At 60.0% G+C, this 19,802-nt stretch carries 22 protein-coding genes; 13 read left to right on the plus strand and 9 right to left on the minus strand.

The features are described 5' to 3' along the window. Positions 1-51 precede the first annotated feature (51 nt). Together AC5YUO_RS10310 and AC5YUO_RS10315 are read right to left on the minus strand one after the other, a co-directional pair. Positions 52-1,293 (minus strand): coiled-coil domain-containing protein, encoded by a 1,242-nt coding sequence (locus AC5YUO_RS10310; RefSeq protein ID WP_496153232.1) that lies wholly within the window; start codon positions 1,291-1,293, stop codon positions 52-54. A 317-nt stretch (positions 1,294-1,610) separates the two neighbouring features. After that, the gene (locus AC5YUO_RS10315) at positions 1,611-2,207 is read right to left on the minus strand and encodes a DUF1134 domain-containing protein (protein WP_400819613.1); all 597 of its coding nucleotides are present in this window, start codon (positions 2,205-2,207) and stop codon (positions 1,611-1,613) included. A gap of 251 nt (positions 2,208-2,458) precedes the next feature. Between AC5YUO_RS10315 and chpT the strand changes: the two genes are divergently transcribed. The 3 genes from chpT to AC5YUO_RS10330 all read left to right on the plus strand — a co-directional run bounded on the left by chpT (position 2,459) and on the right by AC5YUO_RS10330 (position 4,897). After that, complete coding sequence (gene chpT / locus AC5YUO_RS10320; RefSeq protein ID WP_269340271.1) at positions 2,459-3,106, plus strand: histidine phosphotransferase ChpT; 648 nt, start codon at positions 2,459-2,461, stop codon at positions 3,104-3,106. An 83-nt stretch (positions 3,107-3,189) separates the two neighbouring features. After that, on the plus strand, positions 3,190-3,717 hold the full coding sequence (locus AC5YUO_RS10325) for a GNAT family N-acetyltransferase (RefSeq protein ID WP_496153233.1): 528 nt from the start codon (positions 3,190-3,192) through the stop codon (positions 3,715-3,717). 133 nt (positions 3,718-3,850) lie between these two features. Next, on the plus strand, positions 3,851-4,897 hold the full coding sequence (locus tag AC5YUO_RS10330; protein ID WP_496153234.1) for an alpha/beta hydrolase family protein: 1,047 nt from the start codon (positions 3,851-3,853) through the stop codon (positions 4,895-4,897). A 50-nt stretch (positions 4,898-4,947) separates the two neighbouring features. On the opposite strand, the gene AC5YUO_RS10335 is transcribed toward AC5YUO_RS10330, so the two are convergent. Next, on the minus strand, positions 4,948-5,463 hold the full coding sequence (locus AC5YUO_RS10335) for a GNAT family N-acetyltransferase (protein ID WP_496153235.1): 516 nt from the start codon (positions 5,461-5,463) through the stop codon (positions 4,948-4,950). Between the two features lie 146 nt (positions 5,464-5,609). On the opposite strand from AC5YUO_RS10335, the gene AC5YUO_RS10340 reads away from it, so the two are divergent. Next, positions 5,610-6,215 carry a TetR/AcrR family transcriptional regulator gene (locus tag AC5YUO_RS10340; protein ID WP_496153236.1) on the plus strand — a complete coding sequence of 202 codons (606 nt, stop codon included), beginning with the start codon at positions 5,610-5,612 and terminating at the stop codon, positions 6,213-6,215. Continuing rightward, a complete protein-coding gene (locus AC5YUO_RS10345; protein ID WP_496153237.1) occupies positions 6,205-7,356 on the plus strand; it encodes a DUF418 domain-containing protein in 1,152 nt (383 codons plus the stop codon). Before AC5YUO_RS10340 ends, AC5YUO_RS10345 begins: the two co-directional genes overlap by 11 nt. Before the next feature lie 74 nt (positions 7,357-7,430). On the opposite strand, the gene ctrA is transcribed toward AC5YUO_RS10345, so the two are convergent. Next, complete coding sequence (gene ctrA, locus AC5YUO_RS10350) at positions 7,431-8,135, minus strand: response regulator transcription factor CtrA (protein ID WP_003522926.1); 705 nt, start codon at positions 8,133-8,135, stop codon at positions 7,431-7,433. Between the two features lie 479 nt (positions 8,136-8,614). On the opposite strand from ctrA, the gene AC5YUO_RS10355 reads away from it, so the two are divergent. Together AC5YUO_RS10355 and AC5YUO_RS10360 are read left to right on the plus strand one after the other, a co-directional pair. Further along, on the plus strand, positions 8,615-8,965 hold the full coding sequence (locus tag AC5YUO_RS10355) for a flagellar export protein FliJ (RefSeq protein WP_003491821.1): 351 nt from the start codon (positions 8,615-8,617) through the stop codon (positions 8,963-8,965). A 295-nt stretch (positions 8,966-9,260) separates the two neighbouring features. Next, positions 9,261-9,464: a DUF1059 domain-containing protein gene (locus AC5YUO_RS10360; RefSeq protein WP_003522925.1), complete on the plus strand. Its 204-nt coding sequence runs from the start codon at positions 9,261-9,263 to the stop codon at positions 9,462-9,464. Between the two features lie 249 nt (positions 9,465-9,713). On the opposite strand, the gene AC5YUO_RS10365 is transcribed toward AC5YUO_RS10360, so the two are convergent. The 4 genes from AC5YUO_RS10365 to cysQ all read right to left on the minus strand — a co-directional run bounded on the left by AC5YUO_RS10365 (position 9,714) and on the right by cysQ (position 12,884). Beyond that, on the minus strand, positions 9,714-9,995 hold the full coding sequence (locus tag AC5YUO_RS10365) for a GNAT family N-acetyltransferase (RefSeq protein WP_496153238.1): 282 nt from the start codon (positions 9,993-9,995) through the stop codon (positions 9,714-9,716). Positions 9,996-10,218: 223 nt separating this feature from the next. Then, positions 10,219-10,494, minus strand: a complete 276-nt coding sequence (gene sciP, locus AC5YUO_RS10370; RefSeq protein WP_003491799.1) for a CtrA inhibitor SciP — start codon at positions 10,492-10,494, stop codon at positions 10,219-10,221. 191 nt (positions 10,495-10,685) lie between these two features. Further along, positions 10,686-11,726 carry a DUF2793 domain-containing protein gene (locus AC5YUO_RS10375; protein WP_496153239.1) on the minus strand — a complete coding sequence of 347 codons (1,041 nt, stop codon included), beginning with the start codon at positions 11,724-11,726 and terminating at the stop codon, positions 10,686-10,688. Positions 11,727-12,095: 369 nt separating this feature from the next. After that, positions 12,096-12,884 carry a 3'(2'),5'-bisphosphate nucleotidase CysQ gene (gene cysQ, locus AC5YUO_RS10380; protein WP_496153240.1) on the minus strand — a complete coding sequence of 263 codons (789 nt, stop codon included), beginning with the start codon at positions 12,882-12,884 and terminating at the stop codon, positions 12,096-12,098. A gap of 335 nt (positions 12,885-13,219) precedes the next feature. On the opposite strand from cysQ, the gene AC5YUO_RS10385 reads away from it, so the two are divergent. From AC5YUO_RS10385 to AC5YUO_RS10410, 6 genes are all read left to right on the plus strand, one after another. Beyond that, positions 13,220-14,122, plus strand: coding sequence for a branched-chain amino acid ABC transporter permease (locus AC5YUO_RS10385; RefSeq protein ID WP_004430050.1), 903 nt, complete (start codon positions 13,220-13,222; stop codon positions 14,120-14,122). Between the two features lie 49 nt (positions 14,123-14,171). Then, positions 14,172-15,524 (plus strand): high-affinity branched-chain amino acid ABC transporter permease LivM, encoded by a 1,353-nt coding sequence (gene livM, locus AC5YUO_RS10390; protein ID WP_496154840.1) that lies wholly within the window; start codon positions 14,172-14,174, stop codon positions 15,522-15,524. Beyond that, positions 15,524-16,402, plus strand: a complete 879-nt coding sequence (locus tag AC5YUO_RS10395) for an ABC transporter ATP-binding protein (RefSeq protein ID WP_149741187.1) — start codon at positions 15,524-15,526, stop codon at positions 16,400-16,402. Before livM ends, AC5YUO_RS10395 begins: the two co-directional genes overlap by 1 nt. Beyond that, positions 16,402-17,130, plus strand: a complete 729-nt coding sequence (locus tag AC5YUO_RS10400) for an ABC transporter ATP-binding protein (RefSeq protein WP_400819584.1) — start codon at positions 16,402-16,404, stop codon at positions 17,128-17,130. Before AC5YUO_RS10395 ends, AC5YUO_RS10400 begins: the two co-directional genes overlap by 1 nt. 182 nt (positions 17,131-17,312) lie before the next feature. Then, positions 17,313-17,666 (plus strand): DUF6867 family protein, encoded by a 354-nt coding sequence (locus AC5YUO_RS10405; RefSeq protein WP_400819581.1) that lies wholly within the window; start codon positions 17,313-17,315, stop codon positions 17,664-17,666. Positions 17,667-17,784: 118 nt separating this feature from the next. Next, complete coding sequence (locus AC5YUO_RS10410; RefSeq protein ID WP_004430064.1) at positions 17,785-18,903, plus strand: branched-chain amino acid ABC transporter substrate-binding protein; 1,119 nt, start codon at positions 17,785-17,787, stop codon at positions 18,901-18,903. Between the two features lie 95 nt (positions 18,904-18,998). On the opposite strand, the gene AC5YUO_RS10415 is transcribed toward AC5YUO_RS10410, so the two are convergent. Beyond that, the gene (locus AC5YUO_RS10415) at positions 18,999-19,532 is read right to left on the minus strand and encodes an AAA family ATPase (protein WP_496153241.1); all 534 of its coding nucleotides are present in this window, start codon (positions 19,530-19,532) and stop codon (positions 18,999-19,001) included. Positions 19,533-19,802 lie beyond the last annotated feature (270 nt).

The following is a 19,802-nucleotide window of genomic DNA, read 5'->3' on the forward strand; positions in this document are numbered from 1 at the left end:
GTGGGGGAGATGCCCGGCAGGGCAGAGGGGGGTAAACCACACCCTCGAGACCTAACGTTTCCGCTTCTCCATCACCACCGTCGCCCGCTTGGCAAGGCTCTCCCGCCCTGACGAACCCGACGCCTTGGCCAGCAACCCCGGAATGGGCGATGTCTCACCCTCCTGCGCAGCCGTGAGCGCGATCATCTCGGCGGCGATCCTCGCAATTTCGCGGCGGATCGGTTCGTCATTGCCGGTGCCGCGCACATTCAGCAGGCGTTCGGTGAGCGCCGTTCCCTGATTGCGGATATCCTCGATTTCCTGTTCCAGACCTTCCGGCGCCGCTGCCGCTGGCTCAACCACCGGGGCGACCGCGGTCTCTTCTGCGGCCACTGTCTGTGCCGCGTCTTCTGTCGCGACCACAGGCGCGGTCTCCAGTGCGGCGATGGGCGCTGGGGCTGTTGCCGGTTGCGGCGGGTTCACCGCTTTTTCCACCGGCACGGCCGGGTTCGACAGGCGGATGATCATGTCGTTGGCGCGGCCGCCGGTTGCGGCAAGCTGCTCCTTCAGCCGGGCGACCTCCTGATTGCGCAGGGTCAGCATCGTGTCGAGATCGGCATTTTTCGCCATCAGCGTGGCGAGCTGTTCCTCCAGCCGGGTGACCTTGCGGCTTTCGCGGGCAACCGCCGTCATCGCTTCCTTGTTGCGGGCGGCGACATCCTGCAATTCGCGGGTCGCGGTCTCGCCTTCCTTGCGGAAACGCGTGGCACTCTGCTTGGCCTGCTCGGCCTCCAGATCGCGGGTGGCGGCGGTGATTTTCGAATCATCCAGCTCGCGCGTCAGATTGGTGAGGCGGGCGGTGAGATCGGACATCTGGCTGGCGCGCTCGTTGGCAGCCTGTTCCTGCTGCAGGAGATTGGCCGCAATCGTGCCGGCGCGTTCTTCGCTGGCATCGAGGGCGGCGCGCAATTCGCCGATCTCCAGCGTCAGCTCCTCGATCTTCAGGGAGAAGCCGCGATTCTGCTCACCGAGCCGGTAGGCATCGCTGGACGCCGCCTCGTTGGCGAGGCGCAGCGAGGTATTTTTTTCCCGTTCGGTATCCAGTTCCTGGCGGACCTTGGCGTTTTCGGCAGCGTAAAGGGCGCGCGCCATGTCCTTCTGGGCGCGCACTTCCTGCGGGCTGATGGGCATGGTCGCGCGTATGCGGTTTTCCGTATAGGCGACGATGCGGCGGTGGATCGCGGGTGCGATCAACAGGGCCAGCAGGGTTGCGGTGAGAAAACCCAATCCGAAGAGAATGGCATATTCGATCACGCGGGACAGTCTCCGAAACTCAGATACGCGCGCATTCGGAAAGAGGGGCGCGAAAGCACGTTACGCTATTATTGCAACCATGGGGAGGGGTGTCTCCCGGCAATTACAGAGGCGGTGTCGGTGCCCCTTGTTTCTTCTCCCCGAGGGGGAGAAGTCCGCGGCAGCGGGATGAGGGGGCAAGGGTGGAGATGTACGGAGAGCTAGCCCCCCTCATCCGACCCTTCGGGCCACCTTCTCCCCGGCGGGGAGAAGAAAACTGCCGCAATCTCTCGTCCTTTATTTCACCGTTGGCTCGGCTGCACTTCGACTTCAACGAATCAGAAGGGGTTCCAGGTCGGCTGCTGGGTGAGCTTCAGGTAACCGACATTGATGCCGAGGCGCGCGCCGATGCCGGTGCGGATGGGGGCGAGCGTCACATCGCTGCTTTTCAGATAGGTCATGCCGACGCCGGCGACGATGAAGGCGGAGCCGCTGACGCCGCCATAGCGGCGGTAAAGCGCGTCGACCGAGGGCAGGTTGTAGACCAGCATCATGGCGCGGGTGCCCTGCCCGCCATAATCGAGGCCAAGCGAGGGGCCCTGCCAGAAGACCGGGTGCTGGCCGGCATTCTTGGTGTAAAGCGTGCCTTCGCCATAGGTGAGGCCCGCGACGAAGGCGCCGGAGCCTTCCTGACCGAGAATGTAACCGTTCGGAAGGCCGTATTGCTGGAAGGCGCGCTCCACCACCTTGGCAAGGCCGCCGGTGGTTTCACCGAAGAATCCGTGGCCTGCATCCACGACTTCCTGGAAAGAATATTGATCGCTGTTCTGGGCCGCGGCCGGTGCGACCCACATCAGGAGGCTCGCAAGGAGCGCGACAATCTTTCCCAGTCCGAGGCGTGCAATGGTGCGGGTTTTCGTAAGGCGCATCGTCATGTCCGTCCGTCTGTTCGTTAGCGCAACAATCCCGCAAACCCGAATCGGTTTTCGCAGGGGCCGCTGCGCAGAGTCAAAGTTCTACAGCATGTTTCGTGCATCCTTGCGGATACACGGGGCTCCAGTGTGGCCTGTTAAGGCATTTGGCATTTTGAAACCATCCTATTAACAATCGGTTTACCAAATATGGTGTCATTATGGCTTAACAATTTCCACACCGTCCGCGCCTCCCTTGCGCAGGAGAGAATTTTATGACGAGCAAACTCAATATCACGCTGTCCGGTCCCGATCTGGCGGCTCTTCTGTGCAGCCGTGTGTGCCATGACGTTATTTCTCCTGTCGGCGCCATCAATAACGGCCTCGAACTGCTGGACGAGGGCGGCACGGATGACGATGCGCTCGATCTCATCCGCACGTCAGCGCTTAACGCATCCGTGCGGCTTAAGTTCGCCCGCCTTGCCTTCGGCGCTTCCGGCTCGGCCGGTGCATCGATCGACACCGGCGAGGCCGAAAAGGCCGCCCAGGATTTCGCCGCCGCCGAAAAGAAAGCGGAAGTGAGCTGGAACGGCCCGCGCGCCATCGTTGCGAAGAATCGTGTCAAACTTCTGCTCAACCTCTTCCTCGTCGCTTATGGCGCCATACCGCGCGGCGGCAATGTGGATGTGCTCCTGGAAAATCCTGATGGTGACGCCAGATTCGAAATCACCGTCAAGGGCCGGATGATGCGCGTTCCGGCCAAGTTCGTGGAAATCTACGAAGGCCGGCTGGAAGAGGCGGTCGATGCCCATTCCGTGCAGCCCTATTACACGCTGCTTCTGGCCGAAGAGGCCAATATGGCGGTGGAATACAAGGTGCATGAAGACCGCATCGTCTTTACCGCCAAGACGGTTGCCGAGTGACGGTGCAATTACCGATATGAATTTGTGAGAGGCCGGATCGCGTCAACCGACGCGCCGGCCTTTTTATTTTGGGGAGCATGTTCATGACGCGTCTGGCAACCGCCCGCCTTGTCCTGCGGCCGCATGCCATTTCGGATGAGGCGCTTTATTGCGCCTTCTGGGGGGCGGCCGTTCGGCCGATCGCGGGGGTTACGTCGATTGCCCCGCTGGACCCGGAACTTGCCTTCGCGCGCCTGTTGCGTTTCATCGGCCATTGGTCCGTTTTCGGTTTCGGCCCCTTCGTGGTGGAAGAGCTTGCCACCGGGCGCATCGTCGGCGAGGTGGGCTTTGCCCATATGCGCCGCGGCAACGGCGCCGATTTCGATGGGGTGCCCGAGGCGATGTGGAAAATCGACGGGCAACTGACGGGCAAAGGCGTTGCAACCGAAGCGGTTGAGGCCGCGACGCGCTGGTTCGACGAGAGCGGAATTTCGCGCCGGACCGTCTGCATGATCGATGCGCTGAACACGCCGTCGCTGGCGATTGCCGCCCGATTCGGCTTTCATCCGTTTCGCGAGACGATGTTCCGCAACAATCCTGTCCGGCTTTTCGAGCGGGTAGGCGGGAAATAGCGCCTGCATTGCGGCGGGGGACATGGCGGGGCGGAGACCTCGAACAGGTTTCAGAACGTGCTTGAACCTGATTGAGGTCTCGGCAGATGGCGGTTTGAGGCAAGGGTTGGCCATATCAACTCCGGAGCCTCCCATGCGTCTTTTCCTCCTGGCGGCAATCGCCGTCCTTTCCACCCTTCGCGTTGCGATGGCTGACAGCGCCATCGGTTTCAAGCAGACGGAATTGCATGCTGATGCCGGCGGGCATGCGCTCACCATATCCCTTTGGTATCCGGCCGCGCCCTTGGGCAAAACCGAGACCGTCGGAGAAAACGCCGCCTTTTATGGCCTTGAAGTGCAGCCAGGTGCGCCCTTCCTCACGGGGTCTCGCCCTCTTGTCCTGATGTCGCACGGTTTTGGCGGAAGCTGGCGCAATCTCAACTGGATTGCCGGCGCGCTTGTGCGGCAGGGTTATGTGGTGGCCGCGCCTGACCATAAGGGCGAATCATTTACCGAGGCCGATGCGACCGAGATCGTTCCCCTGTGGGAACGGCCGCGCGATATCAGCCGAACGCTGACGGTGCTGCTCGATCATGACGCTCTTGCCGGCGGGATCGACCGCGGGCGCATAGCCGTGATCGGCCATTCGCTCGGCGGCTGGACCGCGATGGAGCTGGCAGGCGCCCGTTACAGCGCCGATCTTGCCCTGAAGGATTGCAACAGGGCAAAGCTCCCGCCGCAATGCAAGGCGCCGCGGCTGCTGGGCAAGGTTGGCATCGTCGGTGACGGCAAGGCCGATCCGCGTCTTGCGATGGACTGGCGAGATGCCCGCATCCGCGCGGTCGTGGCGCTCGATCTCGGGCCGGCCGCCGGTTTTCTGCCGGAGACGTTGCAACAGGTGGAAGTGCCGGTTCTGGTTCTGGCCGCGGGTGTGGAAACGCCGGAGATTGCCGCCATCAAGGCCGATTCGGACTATATTGCCCGGCATTTGCGCGGCGCCACGACCGTCTACCGTGAAATACCGGATGCCAGCCATTTCAGCTTCATGCAAATCTGCAAGCCGAACGGCGAAAAAATCGTCGAGGAGCTTTCGCCGGGCGAAGGGTTCGTCTGCCGCGATGGCGGCGGCAGGGACCGCGCGGCCCTGCATGCACAGATTTCCGAGGCCATCCTCGGCTTCCTGAAAGTGGAAATGCGGTAGGACTTTTGAAGCGCTTCGGGGGCTGTGGCGGCCCCGAAGCTTTGCGATTTTCAGGCCGTCTTGAGCTGGTGATAACGATAAACGAGGTCCTCAGGGTCGGAGCGTGGCGCCGAGGGATCGAGAGTGCCGCCGATTCGTTCGGCGACGGCTGCCGATTTGCGGTTCTGCGGCGAGACGTAGCTGACCAGTGTCGGCAGGTTCAGGGTCTTGAAAGCCCAGTCGCGCAGCGCAATTGCGGCTTCCGCTGCATAACCGCGACCCTCATGGCCGTCGTAAAGCAGCCAGCCGAGCTCCTTCTCCGGAAACAGGGGGCCATGATTGATGCCCACCTGGCCGACGCACGCCCCCGTTTCGCGAAGTTCCATCATCAGCGCGCCATGGCCGAAGAAATGCCAGTTGGCGAGATCGTGACAGAAAACACCCCATGTCTTCCAGAGGTCATAGGGGCCGCCGACGCCGACGGAGCGGGGCGAGGCCATGAAGTCGAGATAGGCGGGAAAATCCGCCATGACCTGCGGACGCAATAAAAGACGGTCGGTTCCAAGTGTGGGGATGGCGTGTTGCATGTCTTTTTCTTCCTCGGCGGCGGCGGGTCTGACTGTGCCCCTTTCCTATCATCGGCGGAAAGGATCGATGCAAGCGAGAAAAAGCTGGAAATGAATTCAGGGAGGTATTAATAAACCGAGTAGTCACTTTATTAATGAGGTTTGCCGTGAGAATTGTCGATCCCGATCAGCACCTTGCAAAACGACTGGAAATTCTGTCTTCCGCACGGGTCATTTTTGCCCGGCATGGATTTCACCGAACCAGCACCGATATGATCTGCAAGGCGGCGGGCATCAGTTCGGGCAGTCTTTTCCACTATTTCTCGACCAAAAAAGCCCTCATTCTCGCGCTGGTCGAGCAGGAAGGCCGCGACATCGCGGCGGCCATGGAGGCATTGTCCAGGCTGGACGATCCGGTCAGCGCCGTGGAGCATTTTCTCGATGGTATCGTGAAGGCGGTGGACGACGGCACCGAACGCAATCTTGTCCTGGAAATCGCGGCCGAATCAGCCAGAGATGTGGATGTCGCAACCTTGAGCAAGACCGGCGACGAGGCCCTGCGACATGGGCTGGAGGCGATTGTCCGGCAGGGCGTTGAGACTGGCGCATTCGCACCCGTCGTTTCACCTTCGCAGTTTGCGGATTTCATGCTCGTTGTCATAGACGGTATTTTCAGTCGCTCGAGCACGGATCCCGATTATTCTGCGGCGCAGGCCGCTCCTTCAATTCGCAATATCCTCACGGCAGCGCTCGGGGTTGCCGATGCACAATAGGGTTGCCCGTATCGGCGATGTGGACGCCCTTCGCGGGATTGCCCTGCTGGGCATCCTGCAGGTCAATATTCTGGCCTTTTCATCGGTCTATTATGGTACGGGCTTACCATCGCCCGTGGCGTCCTCCGCCTCGACCCTGCTCGTGAAGCTTTTTATTTCGATTATTTTCGAACTGAAGTTCTATCTCATCTTCTCCTTCCTCTTCGGCTACAGCTTCACGCTTCAGGTGCGATCCGCCGAGAAGGCCGGAGCATCCTTTCCCACGCGTTTTCTGCGGCGCCAGGCGGGGCTTCTTGTTATCGGTCTGGCGCATGCCGCCTTGCTGTTTCATGGCGATATTCTGGTGACTTACGCCGTGCTTGGCCTCGGTCTCCTGTGGGCGAGGGGTCTTTCCGACCGTAGGCAGGTTCAGATCGCGGCGGGTCTCATTTTTGCCTGTTCCGCGCTTTGGGCGCTTCTCGCGATGCTGCAATGGGAGAGTATGGGCGCTCAATCGGCGACATTTCCCCCGGCGCAGGGCATCGCGGCGCTTTCGGCCTATCGAGGTGACTTTACCGGCATTGTCGGCCAGCACATTCGGGACTGGGCGGCAACGGTGCCGCTTCTGGTTCTGGTTCAGGCGCCATGCGCTTTCGCGATGTTCCTCTTCGGCAATATCGCGGGCCGCAGGCAATTGCTCGCAAGGCCGGAGAGTTTCCGCCATTATCTGCGGCCTGTTCTCGGTTATGGCATTGCCCTGGGCATGCCGGGCGCATTTTTATATGCTGTAGCCACGCAGCTTGCGGCCGGAACGCCGTGGGAAACTGCCGGTCTTGCCGTTTCGATCCTCACCGCGCCCTTGCTTGCCGCCGCTTATATCGCTCTCATTCTTGGTGCTTTTCAGAGAATTCGCGGCGGGAAGCTCTATGATTGGCTGGTGAATGCCGGTCGGACGGCTCTATCCAACTACCTGCTGCAATCGGTCCTATGCGGGGCGATTTTTTATGGTTTCGGCCTCGGCCTCATCGACAGGCTGGATATGCTGCCGGTCGTTTGTATCGCGTGGGGGATATTTTTTGCGCAGCTTGCGGTCAGTACCCTGTGGCTTCGGGCGTTTCGTCAGGGGCCGGTGGAATGGCTGTTGCGCTTCGTCACCAGATGATATCTGCCGCAGGGGCCAAACAAAAACCCGCCGTTCCCGGCGGGTTTTTAACAACTGCCCTGTCCTTAAACGGATCAGGCGGTTTCGAGGAATTCCGTGGCGCCGTCAGGCTCGCGCAGAACATAGCCGCGGCCCCAGACGGTTTCGATGTAGTTTGCGCCGCCGGCGGCGTTTGCGAGCTTCTTGCGCAGCTTGCAGATGAAGACGTCGATGATCTTCAGTTCCGGCTCGTCCATGCCGCCATAGAGGTGGTTCAGGAACATTTCCTTGGTCAGTGTCGTGCCCTTGCGCAGCGAAAGCAGCTCGAGCATCTGATATTCCTTGCCGGTCAGGTGAACGCGCTGGCCGCCCACTTCAACCGTCTTGGCATCGAGATTGACGATCAGCTCGCCGGTGGCGATGACCGATTGCGCATGGCCCTTGGAACGGCGGACGATGGCGTGAATGCGGGCAACAAGCTCGTCCTTGTGGAACGGCTTCGTCATGTAATCGTCGGCACCGAAGCCGAGGCCGCGCACCTTGTCCTCGATGCCGGCCATGCCGGAGAGGATGAGGATCGGCGTCTTGACCTTGGAGAGGCGAAGCGTTCTCAGTACCTCGTAACCCGACATGTCGGGCAGGTTGAGGTCGAGAAGAATAATGTCGTAGTCGTAGAGCTTGCCAAGGTCCACGCCTTCCTCGCCGAGGTCGGTCGTGTAGACGTTAAAGCTTTCCGACTTGAGCATCAGTTCAATGCTCTGCGCTGTTGCGCTGTCGTCTTCAATCAGTAGAACCCGCATAATTATCCCCTTTGCCGCCCGCGAACCGGTAAATCATTGCCTCGCGCGATGCGGATCCAGACGTTGCCTGATTTGCAGGCTGCCACCAAATGGTTAACAAATTCTAATTGCCTTTGGCAAGGTGTATCGAATTTATTAAGCAAACTAGGCATTTCGCTGTTTTTGCACGTGAATCCACCATCGCCAAAATTGAAGCTTAACGTGAGGATTTCCCGCTAAGTGATTCAATCGACTCTTACATCGTCTGGCCCATTTTTTTGGACCTGGCATTTACCGACCCTTAAATGATCGTCGTTATCATTAACGATGCCCGTAAACGAAAGGTTAACGACGGCGGTTTTTTATTAACGTCGGGTAACTTTTGGGAATCATTCCGGGACAGGGGCAACCCTTAAGGAAAAACGGGCGGGTTAAACGGGCCGAGCAAAGGGGCATAGTGCCTTTTTGATCCGGGTCTCGCTATCCATGGAGTATTGCGTATGAAGTCGCGTGACAGCCTGGTTCGCCTGAAGGAATTTCAGGTCAATGAAAAACGCCGGCAGCTTAACCAGCTGCAGCAGATGATGTCCGAATTCGAGCGGATGGCAAAGGAACTGGTGCATCAGATATCTCTGGAAGAAAGCAAGTCGGGCATTACCGATCCGACACATTTCGCCTATCCGACCTTCGCCAAGGCCGCGCGCCAGCGGGCGGATAATCTTCAGGTCTCCATTCGGGAACTGAAGGCCCAGCAGGAAGCTGCGGAAGCTTCGCTGGAAGAGGTGCAGGCCGAATATGAAAAGGCCGCGGCCCTCGAAAACCGCGACGGAGCCATCCGCGCCCGCGCCTGACGCCCGCGTCTGATGATTGGCGCAGGAGTTTACGAAGATCGTCCTCATTGACGGCTGCCGGTGGATCAGGAGGCAGCTTTCAATGACGGGACGCCATGCAATTTTTTAAAAGGCCGCTCCCTGGGGAGCGGCCTTTTGTTTTGCTGTGTCGCCGGTGTTTCGCGCCGGACGACCAACCCCGATTTCGATTGTCCGGGGGTGGGTAAAGGCGTATTTTATGCAGGTTCCGACCATGAGCCGGAGTTTTGCGCGCGCGCCTCAAGCGGGCGCGGGCGGCTATTTCAGGGAGGAAAAAATGGCCCGCCAATATATAGATTGCCGCGAATTCCCCAGCGACAGCAGATGCACCGTCGCCATCTCCGCCGATTCTCCGGAGGAGCTTATGGAAGCGGCCGTGCAGCACGCCGTGGCGGTGCATGGCGCGAAGGATACACTGGAATTTCGTGAAGAAGTCCGCAGGAGCATGCATGCCGGGACGCCGCCGCTGAAGGTGGCGTGACGGGAGGTTCGACGCGTATTTATGAATGGCACAATATGGGAAGGGGCTGCGAGAGACCGGTCGTATGCCGCTTGTTTCTTCTCCCCGCCGGGGAGAAGTCCGCGGCAGCGGGATGAGGGGGTGAGGGTAGAGATATCAGGAGAGCTAGCCCCCTCATCCGACCCTTCGGGCCACCTTCTCCCCCTCGGGGAGAAGAAATATGCCGCGATGTTTGCGAATATTCTGCCCTTTTACAGAATTAAGCGCCCCTTACCCCTGGATCACATCCGCCCAGTCGGCATGGCGCAGCGTCTGGGCCTTGAAGAACGGGCAAAGCGGAATGATCTTCCAGCCGCCCTTGCGGGCTTCATCGATGGCATGGGCGGCGAGCGCCTGGCCCACACCTTTGCCGCGCAGCGCATCGGGCACGCCGGTATGGTCGATGATGATGAGGGAAGGGGAGGTGCGCGAATAGGTCATCTCCGCCTTGTGGCCGTCGATGGTTGCCGAATATTCGCCGTGCGATCCGGTTTCGGTTGTCTTGATGTCCATGGTGAGCGCCTTCCACATTGCTGTTCGTTGCCGCCACTGTAACGGCTTCAGCCTGAATTGAAACAGCACGATAGCGAACGCAGCGGACACAAACCGGCGACAATCGCCGGCTCTGTCAGGCAATTTTCAGGGGAAATCCAAAATCAAACCGAAAGCCCCGTCGATGATCCGGCGGGGCGTTCTGGACATTCGGTCTGGGCGCGTTTTCGCGCCGGCGCACTGTTTAGTGGCGATATTGCTGAATGCGCGTGGTGCGCAGGCCGGCAAGGCCATGATCGGCAATCGAGGACTGCCAGGACAGAAATTCTTCAACGGTGAGCGTATAACGCTCGCAGGCTTCCTCGAGGCTCAACAGTCCACCGCGTACCGCTGCAACCACCTCCGCCTTTCTGCGAATGACCCAGCGACGGGTATTGGCAGGCGGAAGATCCGCAATCGTCAGAGGGCTGCCATCGGGGCCGATGACATATTTAACTCGTGGGCGTATCATTTCGGTCATTGGACACTCTATACAAACTCAAGACCATATGACGGCAACTCTATCCCCGTACCTTTAAAAATTGCCTAAGCAGCTCGTGACAATTTATTAAGAATTTGAACGGTTTCGCCTGATTTGTTCGAGTCGCCTTATTTTGCCGGGAAAAAATTTTTCCAAAAATCGCAATTTTTCTCTCTCATCGGTTGTTTCCTTCAGAGTGCCGCAAGCGATAGGCACGTTTTCCCGCTGCCCTGGGTAAATTCCGCCGTTCCCTCATGCTGCAGCCGCAGGCGGTCGCCGGCATCGAGGGAAAGGATGGAGGTTGCCGACTGCGATGTGCCTGACGTCGATGCATTGCCGGCGATGCCGAAGCTGGCCGCCATGCCGTTGATGAAAAGCGTCACCCGGTGGCCGGACGAGGAAACCACGGCGAGCATCAAGGCCGCCAGATAAAGGCCCTTTGCCGGAACGACGAGTTCACGCCCGCCACCGCTTACCGCATCACCGAGCGCAAAGCCGCCCTCGGCGATGGAGAGCACGGAAAAACCTGCCGCCGCGCCATTGGCGGGTTTTGTCGTGCCCGCCGGCAGGCCGGCAACGGCAAGCGGGCGGTTCGGCATCGAGACCCGGCCATCGCCGCTGCATAGAAGTGCGGTGTGCCATGAGGCGCCATCCTTGCTGGTCTTGATCGAAAAACCGTCATTGCCGGCAAGGCCCATTTCCGCCCGGCCGCTCCAGCCGGACTGGAACAGCAGCGAGGCGGTATCGGTTTTGCCCGCCTTGTTGACCGTCATGCGGTGGCTGCCATCTTCTGCGGCATGGGTGAAGAGGCTGGCGGGGGAGGCGAGCGCCAGCCGGTTGGTGGCGTCGGCCTCCGTGCCGATGCCCAGCCTTTCCAGCCGGCCGGTGGCCGGCAGCGGCATGTCGCGCCAGCTGCCGTCGCGCAGGATGCGATACCTGTTCTCGGCCGCAAACCACGCCGCCCAGCCGGGCTGCGGCGTGATCGAAAGCCACGCGCCATCCTGCCGGAAGGCAAGCCTGCCGCCCTTGCCGGTCCAGTCGCCCGCGGCATCGGCGGAGAGGAGGAAGCAGTCGCCTTCCGCTACGTTATCGGGTGGTGTCGTGACCACGGCCCTGATGACGAGCTGCACGATTGCGTCGAGCCTTTGCAGGGCTTCGTTATGGGTGACGTGTTTCTGTGCCTGCGAGGGGAGGATATAGGGAAGCTGAAGTCTTGCCGTCTGTTCCGTCATGATGTGCCTTCCGCGCGGTTGTGTTCGTTTGCGGGGCATTGTGGGGTGGCGGCGTGGGGTGGGGATGAGTGGGGGTGGAATTATTTTTGGGGGGGCGGGGATGGGGTTTTTTGGGGCTTCGGCGTGTGCCGCTTTACCCCCCTCTGCCCTGCCGGGCATCTCCCCCTCAAGGGGGGAGATCGCCTCGCGGATAGGTATCGCCCATCTCGACGCTTGAGAATGGAGCAGTGAAAGAGCCTCCTGCCGATCTCCCCCCTTGAGGGGGAGATCGGCAGGGCAGAGGGGGGTAAAGCGGCACACGCCGAAGCTCACCAAAGCAGAAATTTGACGCTGTGCACCATGACAGCCGCAGGAGACGGCAACCGCCTGTTACCCCGCGATCTCCACCGCCATCGCCCCCTCGGCGATAAAATCCGGATTGGCCAGCGCATCCTCGCCCTTACCGCTGACGGCATAGGCAAGCGGCCGCCCCTCGCAATCGAGCGTTCTGCCGCCGGCGGCGCGCAGTACGGCGTCGCCGGCGGCCGTGTCCCACATCATGGTGCGGCTGAAGCGGGGATAGATATCGGCGGCACCCTCCGCCAGCATGCAGAATTTCAGCGAGGAGCCGACGGAGATGCAGTCCTTCAGCCCGTGTTCGGCCACGAAGGCTTCCGTTTTCGCCGTGCAATGCGAGCGGCTGATCAGCGCCACGGGCGAGGCGCCGCGCCGGCGTGCCCGGATGGGGTGGCGCGACAGGATCGTACCTTCGCCTGATATTGCGAGCTTTTCGGCGGCGTTGTCCTCGCCCGTCCAGACCTGCCCGCGGCAGGGGGCGTAAACCACGCCGGCCACCGGCACGCCGTCGCGGATGAGCGCGATATTGACGGTGAAATCGTCCTTGCCGGAAATGAATTCCTTTGTGCCGTCAAGCGGATCGACGAGGAAGAACTCCGCACCGGTTTCCGGCAGGATGCCGCTCGACACCGCCTCTTCGGCAACCACGGGAATATCGGGAAAATGGGCAGCAAGCGCCGCAAGAATGATCGTCTCGGCGCGCTGATCGGCCTCGGTCACCGGCGAGCAGTCGTCCTTGTATGACACATGCGGGCCGGCGCGGTGGACCGCCATGATGGCCTGCCCGGCGTCCAGCGCCGCTTTCGTCAATATGTCGATCATCTCTTCGCCAATTATATCCCGTCTGCGGGATCTCGCCGTTCCGATCTTCGCTACTCCTTTGCCCGCTGCCCGTCAAATAATGGCATTGGACAATGCTAAAATAAGCATCCGGCCGTCATTTTTTCAGCACTTCCTGCCAAAATCATGGCTCTTTTGACCGGGAAAGCGGCAGTCCATGTGGAAATTCCAAATTTTGTGCAGGATCGCCCGTTTTTGACTTCACATTTTTAACGAACACGATATGCATTTTGGGGGTGGGGGCCTGCCTGCAAGGGCGCTCCTATAATTAACATAACGAGGCGTGGCCCATTCGAGGTCGTGCCCGGGGGAAAGACATGGAGTATTTTATCCAGCAGCTCATCAACGGGCTGACTCTTGGATCGATCTACGGCCTCATCGCTATCGGCTATACGATGGTTTACGGCATCATCGGCATGATCAACTTCGCCCACGGCGATATTTTCATGCTTGGCGGCTTTGCCGCGCTGATCGTTTTCCTGATCGTGACATCCTTCGTCGCCGGCATTCCGGTGGCGCTGCTTCTGCTTCTGATGATGGTCGTCGCCATGCTGATGACTGGCCTATGGAACTGGGTGATCGAACGCGTCGCCTATCGGCCGCTCAGAGGCTCCTTCCGTCTCGCACCGCTGATCACGGCCATCGGCATGTCGATCGCGCTGTCCAACTTCATTCAGGTGACGCAGGGTCCGCGCAACAAGCCGATCCCGTCCATGGTCACGGAAAGCTATCATTTCGGCGCCATTACCGTATCGCTGAAGCAGCTGATCATCATGGTCGTCACCTCGGTACTGCTTTTCGCCTTCTGGTACATCGTCAACAAGACCCCGCTCGGACGGGCGCAGCGCGCCACCGAACAGGACCGCAAGATGGCCGCACTGCTCGGCGTTGATGTCGACAAGACGATCTCCATCACCTTCATCATGGGTGCGGCGCTCGCTGCTGTCGCGGGCACCATGTATCTGATGTATTATGGCGTTGCCTCCTTCAGCGATGGCTTCATTCCCGGCGTCAAGGCGTTTACCGCAGCCGTTCTCGGCGGCATCGGCTCGCTTCCGGGCGCCGTTCTCGGCGGCCTGCTGATCGGCCTCATCGAATCGCTGTGGTCGGCCTATTTCTCCATCGCCTATAAGGATGTCGCGGCATTCGGTATTCTGGCTTTCGTGCTGATCTTCAAGCCGACCGGCATTCTCGGTCGTCCGGAAGTCGAGAAGGTGTGATCCCATGACCAATATCGCTTCCGACAACGCTGCTTCCAGCCCGAGCCTGATGGCGGCGGCTGTGAAGGAGGGCCTGATTGCGGGCCTCATTTCGTTCGGCATGTTCATTCTTTATGTCGGCATCGTCACCTATCAGGATATCAACAACCAGCTGATCTGGGGCACCCGCTGGGGGCTTCTGGCGGTTTTCGTCGGCATTGCCGCCGTTGGCCGCTTCCTCGTGGTCGGCTTCATCAAGCCGTCGCTGGACCGTCGCAAGCTCGCCAAGGCCAAGAGCGGCGTGCTGGAGATTTCCGAGCAAAAGGGCTTTTTCCACAAGCACTTCCTGAAGCTGGCGCTGGTCCTGCTGCTGCTTTATCCTGTCATTGCCGTGCAATTGTTCGGCTTTCAGGGTTCGCTGAAATTCGTCGATAATTTCGGCATCCAGATCTTGATCTATGTGATGCTGGCCTGGGGCCTGAACATCGTCGTCGGCCTCGCCGGCCTGCTCGATCTCGGTTATGTGGCCTTTTATGCGGTGGGCGCCTATTCCTATGCGCTTCTGTCGAGCCATTTCGGCCTGTCCTTCTGGGTGCTCCTGCCCGTCGCCGGCATTCTCGCCGGCTTCTGGGGCATCATCCTCGGTTTCCCGGTTCTGAGACTTCGCGGTGACTATCTGGCGATCGTGACGCTCGCCTTCGGTGAAATCATCCGTCTGGTGCTTTTGAACTGGACGGCAGTGACCAAGGGCACCTTCGGCATTTCCGGTATTGCCAAGGCGTCGGTCTTCGGCATCTGGTCCTTCGATGTCGGCGCGTCGAACAATTTCGCCAAGGCCTTCGGCCTGTCAATGTCGTCGGCCTATTACAAGATCTTCCTGTTCTACGTTATCCTGCTGCTGTGCATGCTGACGGCCTATGTCACGATCAAGCTGCGCCGCATGCCGATCGGCCGTGCATGGGAAGCGCTGCGCGAGGATGAGATCGCTTGCCGTTCGCTCGGCATCGATACCGTCATCACCAAACTCACCGCCTTTGCCACGGGCGCGATGTTCGGCGGTTTTGCCGGCTCCTTCTTTGCCGCGCGCCAGGGTTTCGTGTCGCCGGAAAGCTTCGTCTTCCTCGAATCCGCCGTCATTCTCGCCATCGTCGTTCTCGGCGGCATGGGGTCGCTGACGGGTATCGCCATTGCGGCGCTCGTCATGGTCGGCGGCACGGAGCTGCTGCGTGAAATGGAATTCCTGAAGCATGTCTTCGGGCCCGATTTCACGCCGGAACTCTACCGCATGCTGCTCTTCGGTCTTGCCATGGTCATCGTCATGCTGTTCAAGCCGCGCGGCTTCGTCGGTTCGCGTGAACCCACGGCCTTCCTTAAAGAACGCAAGGCCGTCTCCGGCAGCTTTACCAAGGAAGGTCACGGTTGATGGCTTCCGGAACGGCAACAATGACACCCAATACGACTGGCGATACGATCCTCAAGGTCGAACATCTCTCGATGCGCTTCGGCGGCCTGATGGCCATCAACGACTTCTCCTTCGAGGCGAAGCGCGGCGAGATCACGGCGCTGATCGGCCCCAATGGTGCGGGCAAGACCACGGTCTTCAACTGCATCACCGGCTTTTACAAGCCGACCATGGGCATGATCACCATGCGCCAGCAGAATGGTGAGGCGCATCTTCTCGAGCGCCTGCCGGATTTCGAAATCACCAAGAAGGCGAAGGTGGCGCGCACCTTCCAGAACATCCGGCTGTTTTCAGGGCTGACGGTTCTGGAAAACCTGCTGGTGGCGCAGCACAATGCACTGATGAAGGCCTCGGGTTACACGATCCTCGGCCTTCTCGGCCTGCCCGCTTACCGGCGGGCGGTGGATGCCTCGATTGAAAAGGCCAAATACTGGCTGGAAAAGGCCGATCTGATCGACCGCGCCGACGATCCGGCCGGCGACCTTCCCTATGGTGCACAGCGCCGTCTGGAAATCGCCCGCGCCATGTGCACGGGGCCGGAGCTTCTGTGCCTCGACGAGCCGGCCGCCGGTCTCAACCCGAAGGAATCGCTGGCGCTCAACGCGCTCTTGCGCGGCATTCGCGATGAAGGCACGTCGCTGCTTCTCATCGAGCACGACATGTCCGTGGTGATGCAGATTTCCGACCATGTGGTGGTTCTGGAATATGGCCAGAAGATTTCCGACGGCACGCCGGACCATGTGAAGAACGACCCGAAGGTCATCGCCGCCTATCTGGGTGTCGAGGATGATGAAGTGGAAGACGTGATTGCGGAAGAACTCGACGGAGGAGCGGCCTGATGTCCGGTGAACCGCTTCTGAAAGTCCAGGGTGTTGAAACCTATTATGGCAATATCCGGGCTCTGGCCGGTGTCGATGTCGAAGTCAACAGGGGTGAAATCGTCAGCCTGATCGGCGCCAACGGCGCCGGCAAGTCGACGCTGATGATGACCATCTGCGGCAGCCCGCAGGCGCGTGCCGGTCAGGTGATCTTCGACGGCGAGGACATTACCCATCTGCCGACCCACCTGATCGCGCGCAAGCGCATTGCCCAGTCGCCGGAAGGCCGCCGGATTTTCCCGCGCATGACGGTGCTGGAAAACCTGCAGATGGGCGCCAATCTCGATAACCTGAAATATTTCAAGGAAGACGTCGAGAAGATCTTCGTGATGTTCCCGCGCCTGAAGGAGCGCCAGAGCCAGCGCGGCGGCACGCTTTCCGGCGGTGAGCAGCAGATGCTCTCCATCGGCCGCGCGCTGATGGCACGGCCGAAGCTGTTGTTGCTGGACGAACCGTCCTTGGGTCTCGCGCCGCTGATCGTCAAGGGCATCTTCGAGGCGATCAAGAAACTCAACCAGGAAGAGGGGCTGACTGTCTTCCTCGTGGAGCAGAACGCCTTTGCCGCTTTGAAGCTTTCCGACCGCGCTTATGTGATGGTCAACGGCAAGGTGACGATGAGCGGTTCGGGCAGGGAACTGCTGGCCGATCCGCAGGTGCGCGCCGCCTATCTGGAAGGCGGACGGCACTGAAAGATTTTACTTGCGCCGGAAATTTTGCGGCGCAAGACTGCAAACGGCGGCCTGTTGTCCTTTCGGCCAAACCTTAAGGATCCATGGCGGGACGCAAACAATAAAATGCCCGGCGGGAAAACGACGGGACGACAGACAAGGCAGGGCCAGGGCGTTTCAGCCCGGCACTGATGGGGAAAGAGATGCAGGGCCTTTTTTTCGAAACCGATAACGGCGTGCGTTATGTTCTGCGCGCACTGGTTGTCCTCTTGGGCTTCTGGACGGCATGGCGCACGGGCAAATCCGTGGCCGATGGCTGGGGCGGTTATACGCGGGTGGTGATCTACACCCTCGCACTGGGGCTGGTGATGCGGTTTCTGCATCACGCGCTCTTCAACGGGCCGTTCATCAACGGCTTTTATTACGTGTTTGACGTCGTTCTTCTTCTGGTCTTTTCCAGCATCGGTTTCCGCATGCGCCGGACGAGCCAGATGGTCAATAACTACTATTGGCTCTACGATCGGACGTCGGCATTTTCCTATAAAAAGAAAAATTGACAGCCGGTCTTTTCCGGGGTCACTAATACTCGGCAGAGTGGAACGTTTCTGTTCGGTTAAGGTGGGTACCGAATGGGTTCTCGCAATCAACCCATCCAAAGGAACTGGGAGTAAAGTAATGAAGAAGTCTCTTCTTTCCGCTGTTGCGCTGACCGCCATGGTCGCGTTTGGCGGTTCGGCCTGGGCCGATGTCGTGATCGCTGTCGGCGCACCGCTGACCGGCCCGAACGCTGCTTTCGGCGCTCAGATCCAGAAGGGTGCCGAACAGGCCGCGAAAGACATCAACGCCGCCGGCGGCATCAATGGCGAACAGATCAAGATCGTGCTGGGCGACGACGTATCCGACCCCAAGCAGGGTATTTCGGTTGCCAACAAATTCGTCGCTGACGGCGTGAAATTCGTTGTCGGTCACTTCAACTCCGGCGTCTCCATTCCGGCGTCCGAAGTTTATGCCGAAAACGGCATTCTCGAAATCACCCCCGCCGCAACCAACCCGGTCTTTACCGAGCGCGGCCTGTGGAACACCTTCCGTACCTGCGGCCGTGACGACCAGCAGGGCGGCATCGCCGGCAAGTACCTGGCCGATCATTTCAAGGATGCCAAGGTCGCCATCATTCACGACAAGACCCCTTACGGTCAGGGCCTTGCCGATGAAACCAAGAAGGCTGCCAATGCCGCTGGTGTAACGGAAGTCATGTATGAAGGCGTCAACGTCGGTGATAAGGACTTCTCCGCGCTGATCTCCAAGATGAAGGAAGCCGGCGTTTCCATCATCTACTGGGGCGGCCTGCACACCGAAGCCGGCCTCATCATCCGTCAGGCGGCTGATCAGGGCCTGAAGGCCAAGCTCGTTTCGGGCGACGGTATCGTCTCGAACGAACTTGCTTCCATCGCCGGCGATGCCGTCGAAGGCACGCTCAACACCTTCGGCCCCGATCCGACGCTGCGCCCGGAAAACAAGGAACTGGTAGAGAAGTTCAAGGCCGCCGGCTTCAACCCGGAAGCCTACACGCTCTACTCCTATGCCGCGATGCAGGCGATTGCAGGCGCTGCCAAGGCCGCCGGTTCCGTGGAGCCGGAAAAGGTTGCCGAAGCCCTGAAGTCCGGCACCTTCCCGACCGCGCTCGGCGACATCTCCTTCGACGAGAAGGGCGACCCGAAGCTTCCCGGTTACGTCATGTACGAATGGAAGAAGGGCCCGGACGGCAAGTTCACCTACATCCAGCAGGGCAGCTAAGCGCTTCTGCGACACATGATCGAAGCCCGGCAGCGATGCCGGGCTTTTTGTTTTCCGAATTAAGCCTCCTGACCTTCGTCATCCCGGCCATCTTTTCAGACAACTTTGGCCAAGCGCTCCAGCATCATGGCGGCCCGCTCAGAAACCGGCTCCTTCGGCACTATCACTGTTTCATAATCCAGCCGGGCATAATCCCGGACCAGCCGCTCATATTCCTCAACCGCCGCATCGAAACCGTGTTTGCGCTCATCGTCGCCGCGGTAGATTTCCGGCCAGGGTGGGGTAAGGAAGACCAGAGAATTATAGCGATGCGCATGGCGCAGCGTCTCGATGAAGGCATCGCCATTTATATGACGAAGCGCCGAGGCGGCGTCGATCAGGCCGCGATCGAAGAAGACGCGGCGTTCCGGCGGGGCGTTCTGCCGGTCTTCGAGGGCCATGGCGATGGCGCGGCGGGCGAAGGCTTCGATGTCGATCCACGGCAGGGCCGTGCCGCCATTGCGGTTTTCTTCGATGACGATGCGCCGGCCGGGCTCTTCCACGGTGGCGAAACCGCGTCGGGAAAGCTCGGCGAGAAGCGTGGATTTGCCGCCGCCGGAGCAGCCGGAAAGTATGATGAAACGGTCCATGGGTGTTTAATCCTGTGTTGGGTTCAGGGGATCGGACGGTGATTTTGGGGTGATAGTTGGCCGCGCGTTTCTTCTCCCCGCCGGGGAGAAGGTGGCCCGAAGGGTCGGATGAGGGGGAAACGTTGCCGGATTTCGGAGAGCTTGCCCCCTCATCCCGCTGCCGCGGACTTCTCCCCGGCGGGGAGAAGAAACAAGGGGCCGCCGCTCGGACTGAAAGCCGATGTTATGCGCTCAAGCGGAAAATATATGTTGGTCGAACCTTACGACACC

This window comes from Agrobacterium sp. LEGMi-208b (assembly GCF_059511785.1).

Coding starts and splice junctions, on each gene's coding strand:
- AC5YUO_RS10335 (WP_496153235.1), bottom strand. CDS start 5,463: ATGCAACACGCCATCCCCACACTTGGAACCGACCGTCTTTTATTGCGT.
- AC5YUO_RS10395 (WP_149741187.1), top strand. CDS start 15,524: ATGGCTTCCGGAACGGCAACAATGACACCCAATACGACTGGCGATACG.
- sciP (WP_003491799.1), bottom strand. CDS start 10,494: ATGACCGAAATGATACGCCCACGAGTTAAATATGTCATCGGCCCCGAT.
- AC5YUO_RS10355 (WP_003491821.1), top strand. CDS start 8,615: ATGAAGTCGCGTGACAGCCTGGTTCGCCTGAAGGAATTTCAGGTCAAT.
- cysQ (WP_496153240.1), bottom strand. CDS start 12,884: ATGATCGACATATTGACGAAAGCGGCGCTGGACGCCGGGCAGGCCATC.
- AC5YUO_RS10325 (WP_496153233.1), top strand. CDS start 3,190: ATGACGCGTCTGGCAACCGCCCGCCTTGTCCTGCGGCCGCATGCCATT.
- ctrA (WP_003522926.1), bottom strand. CDS start 8,135: ATGCGGGTTCTACTGATTGAAGACGACAGCGCAACAGCGCAGAGCATT.
- AC5YUO_RS10410 (WP_004430064.1), top strand. CDS start 17,785: ATGAAGAAGTCTCTTCTTTCCGCTGTTGCGCTGACCGCCATGGTCGCG.
- AC5YUO_RS10330 (WP_496153234.1), top strand. CDS start 3,851: ATGCGTCTTTTCCTCCTGGCGGCAATCGCCGTCCTTTCCACCCTTCGC.
- AC5YUO_RS10385 (WP_004430050.1), top strand. CDS start 13,220: ATGGAGTATTTTATCCAGCAGCTCATCAACGGGCTGACTCTTGGATCG.
- AC5YUO_RS10415 (WP_496153241.1), bottom strand. CDS start 19,532: ATGGACCGTTTCATCATACTTTCCGGCTGCTCCGGCGGCGGCAAATCC.
- AC5YUO_RS10400 (WP_400819584.1), top strand. CDS start 16,402: ATGTCCGGTGAACCGCTTCTGAAAGTCCAGGGTGTTGAAACCTATTAT.
- AC5YUO_RS10375 (WP_496153239.1), bottom strand. CDS start 11,726: ATGACGGAACAGACGGCAAGACTTCAGCTTCCCTATATCCTCCCCTCG.
- AC5YUO_RS10365 (WP_496153238.1), bottom strand. CDS start 9,995: ATGGACATCAAGACAACCGAAACCGGATCGCACGGCGAATATTCGGCA.
- livM (WP_496154840.1), top strand. CDS start 14,172: ATGGCGGCGGCTGTGAAGGAGGGCCTGATTGCGGGCCTCATTTCGTTC.
- chpT (WP_269340271.1), top strand. CDS start 2,459: ATGACGAGCAAACTCAATATCACGCTGTCCGGTCCCGATCTGGCGGCT.
- AC5YUO_RS10315 (WP_400819613.1), bottom strand. CDS start 2,207: ATGACGATGCGCCTTACGAAAACCCGCACCATTGCACGCCTCGGACTG.
- AC5YUO_RS10360 (WP_003522925.1), top strand. CDS start 9,261: ATGGCCCGCCAATATATAGATTGCCGCGAATTCCCCAGCGACAGCAGA.
- AC5YUO_RS10345 (WP_496153237.1), top strand. CDS start 6,205: ATGCACAATAGGGTTGCCCGTATCGGCGATGTGGACGCCCTTCGCGGG.
- AC5YUO_RS10405 (WP_400819581.1), top strand. CDS start 17,313: ATGCAGGGCCTTTTTTTCGAAACCGATAACGGCGTGCGTTATGTTCTG.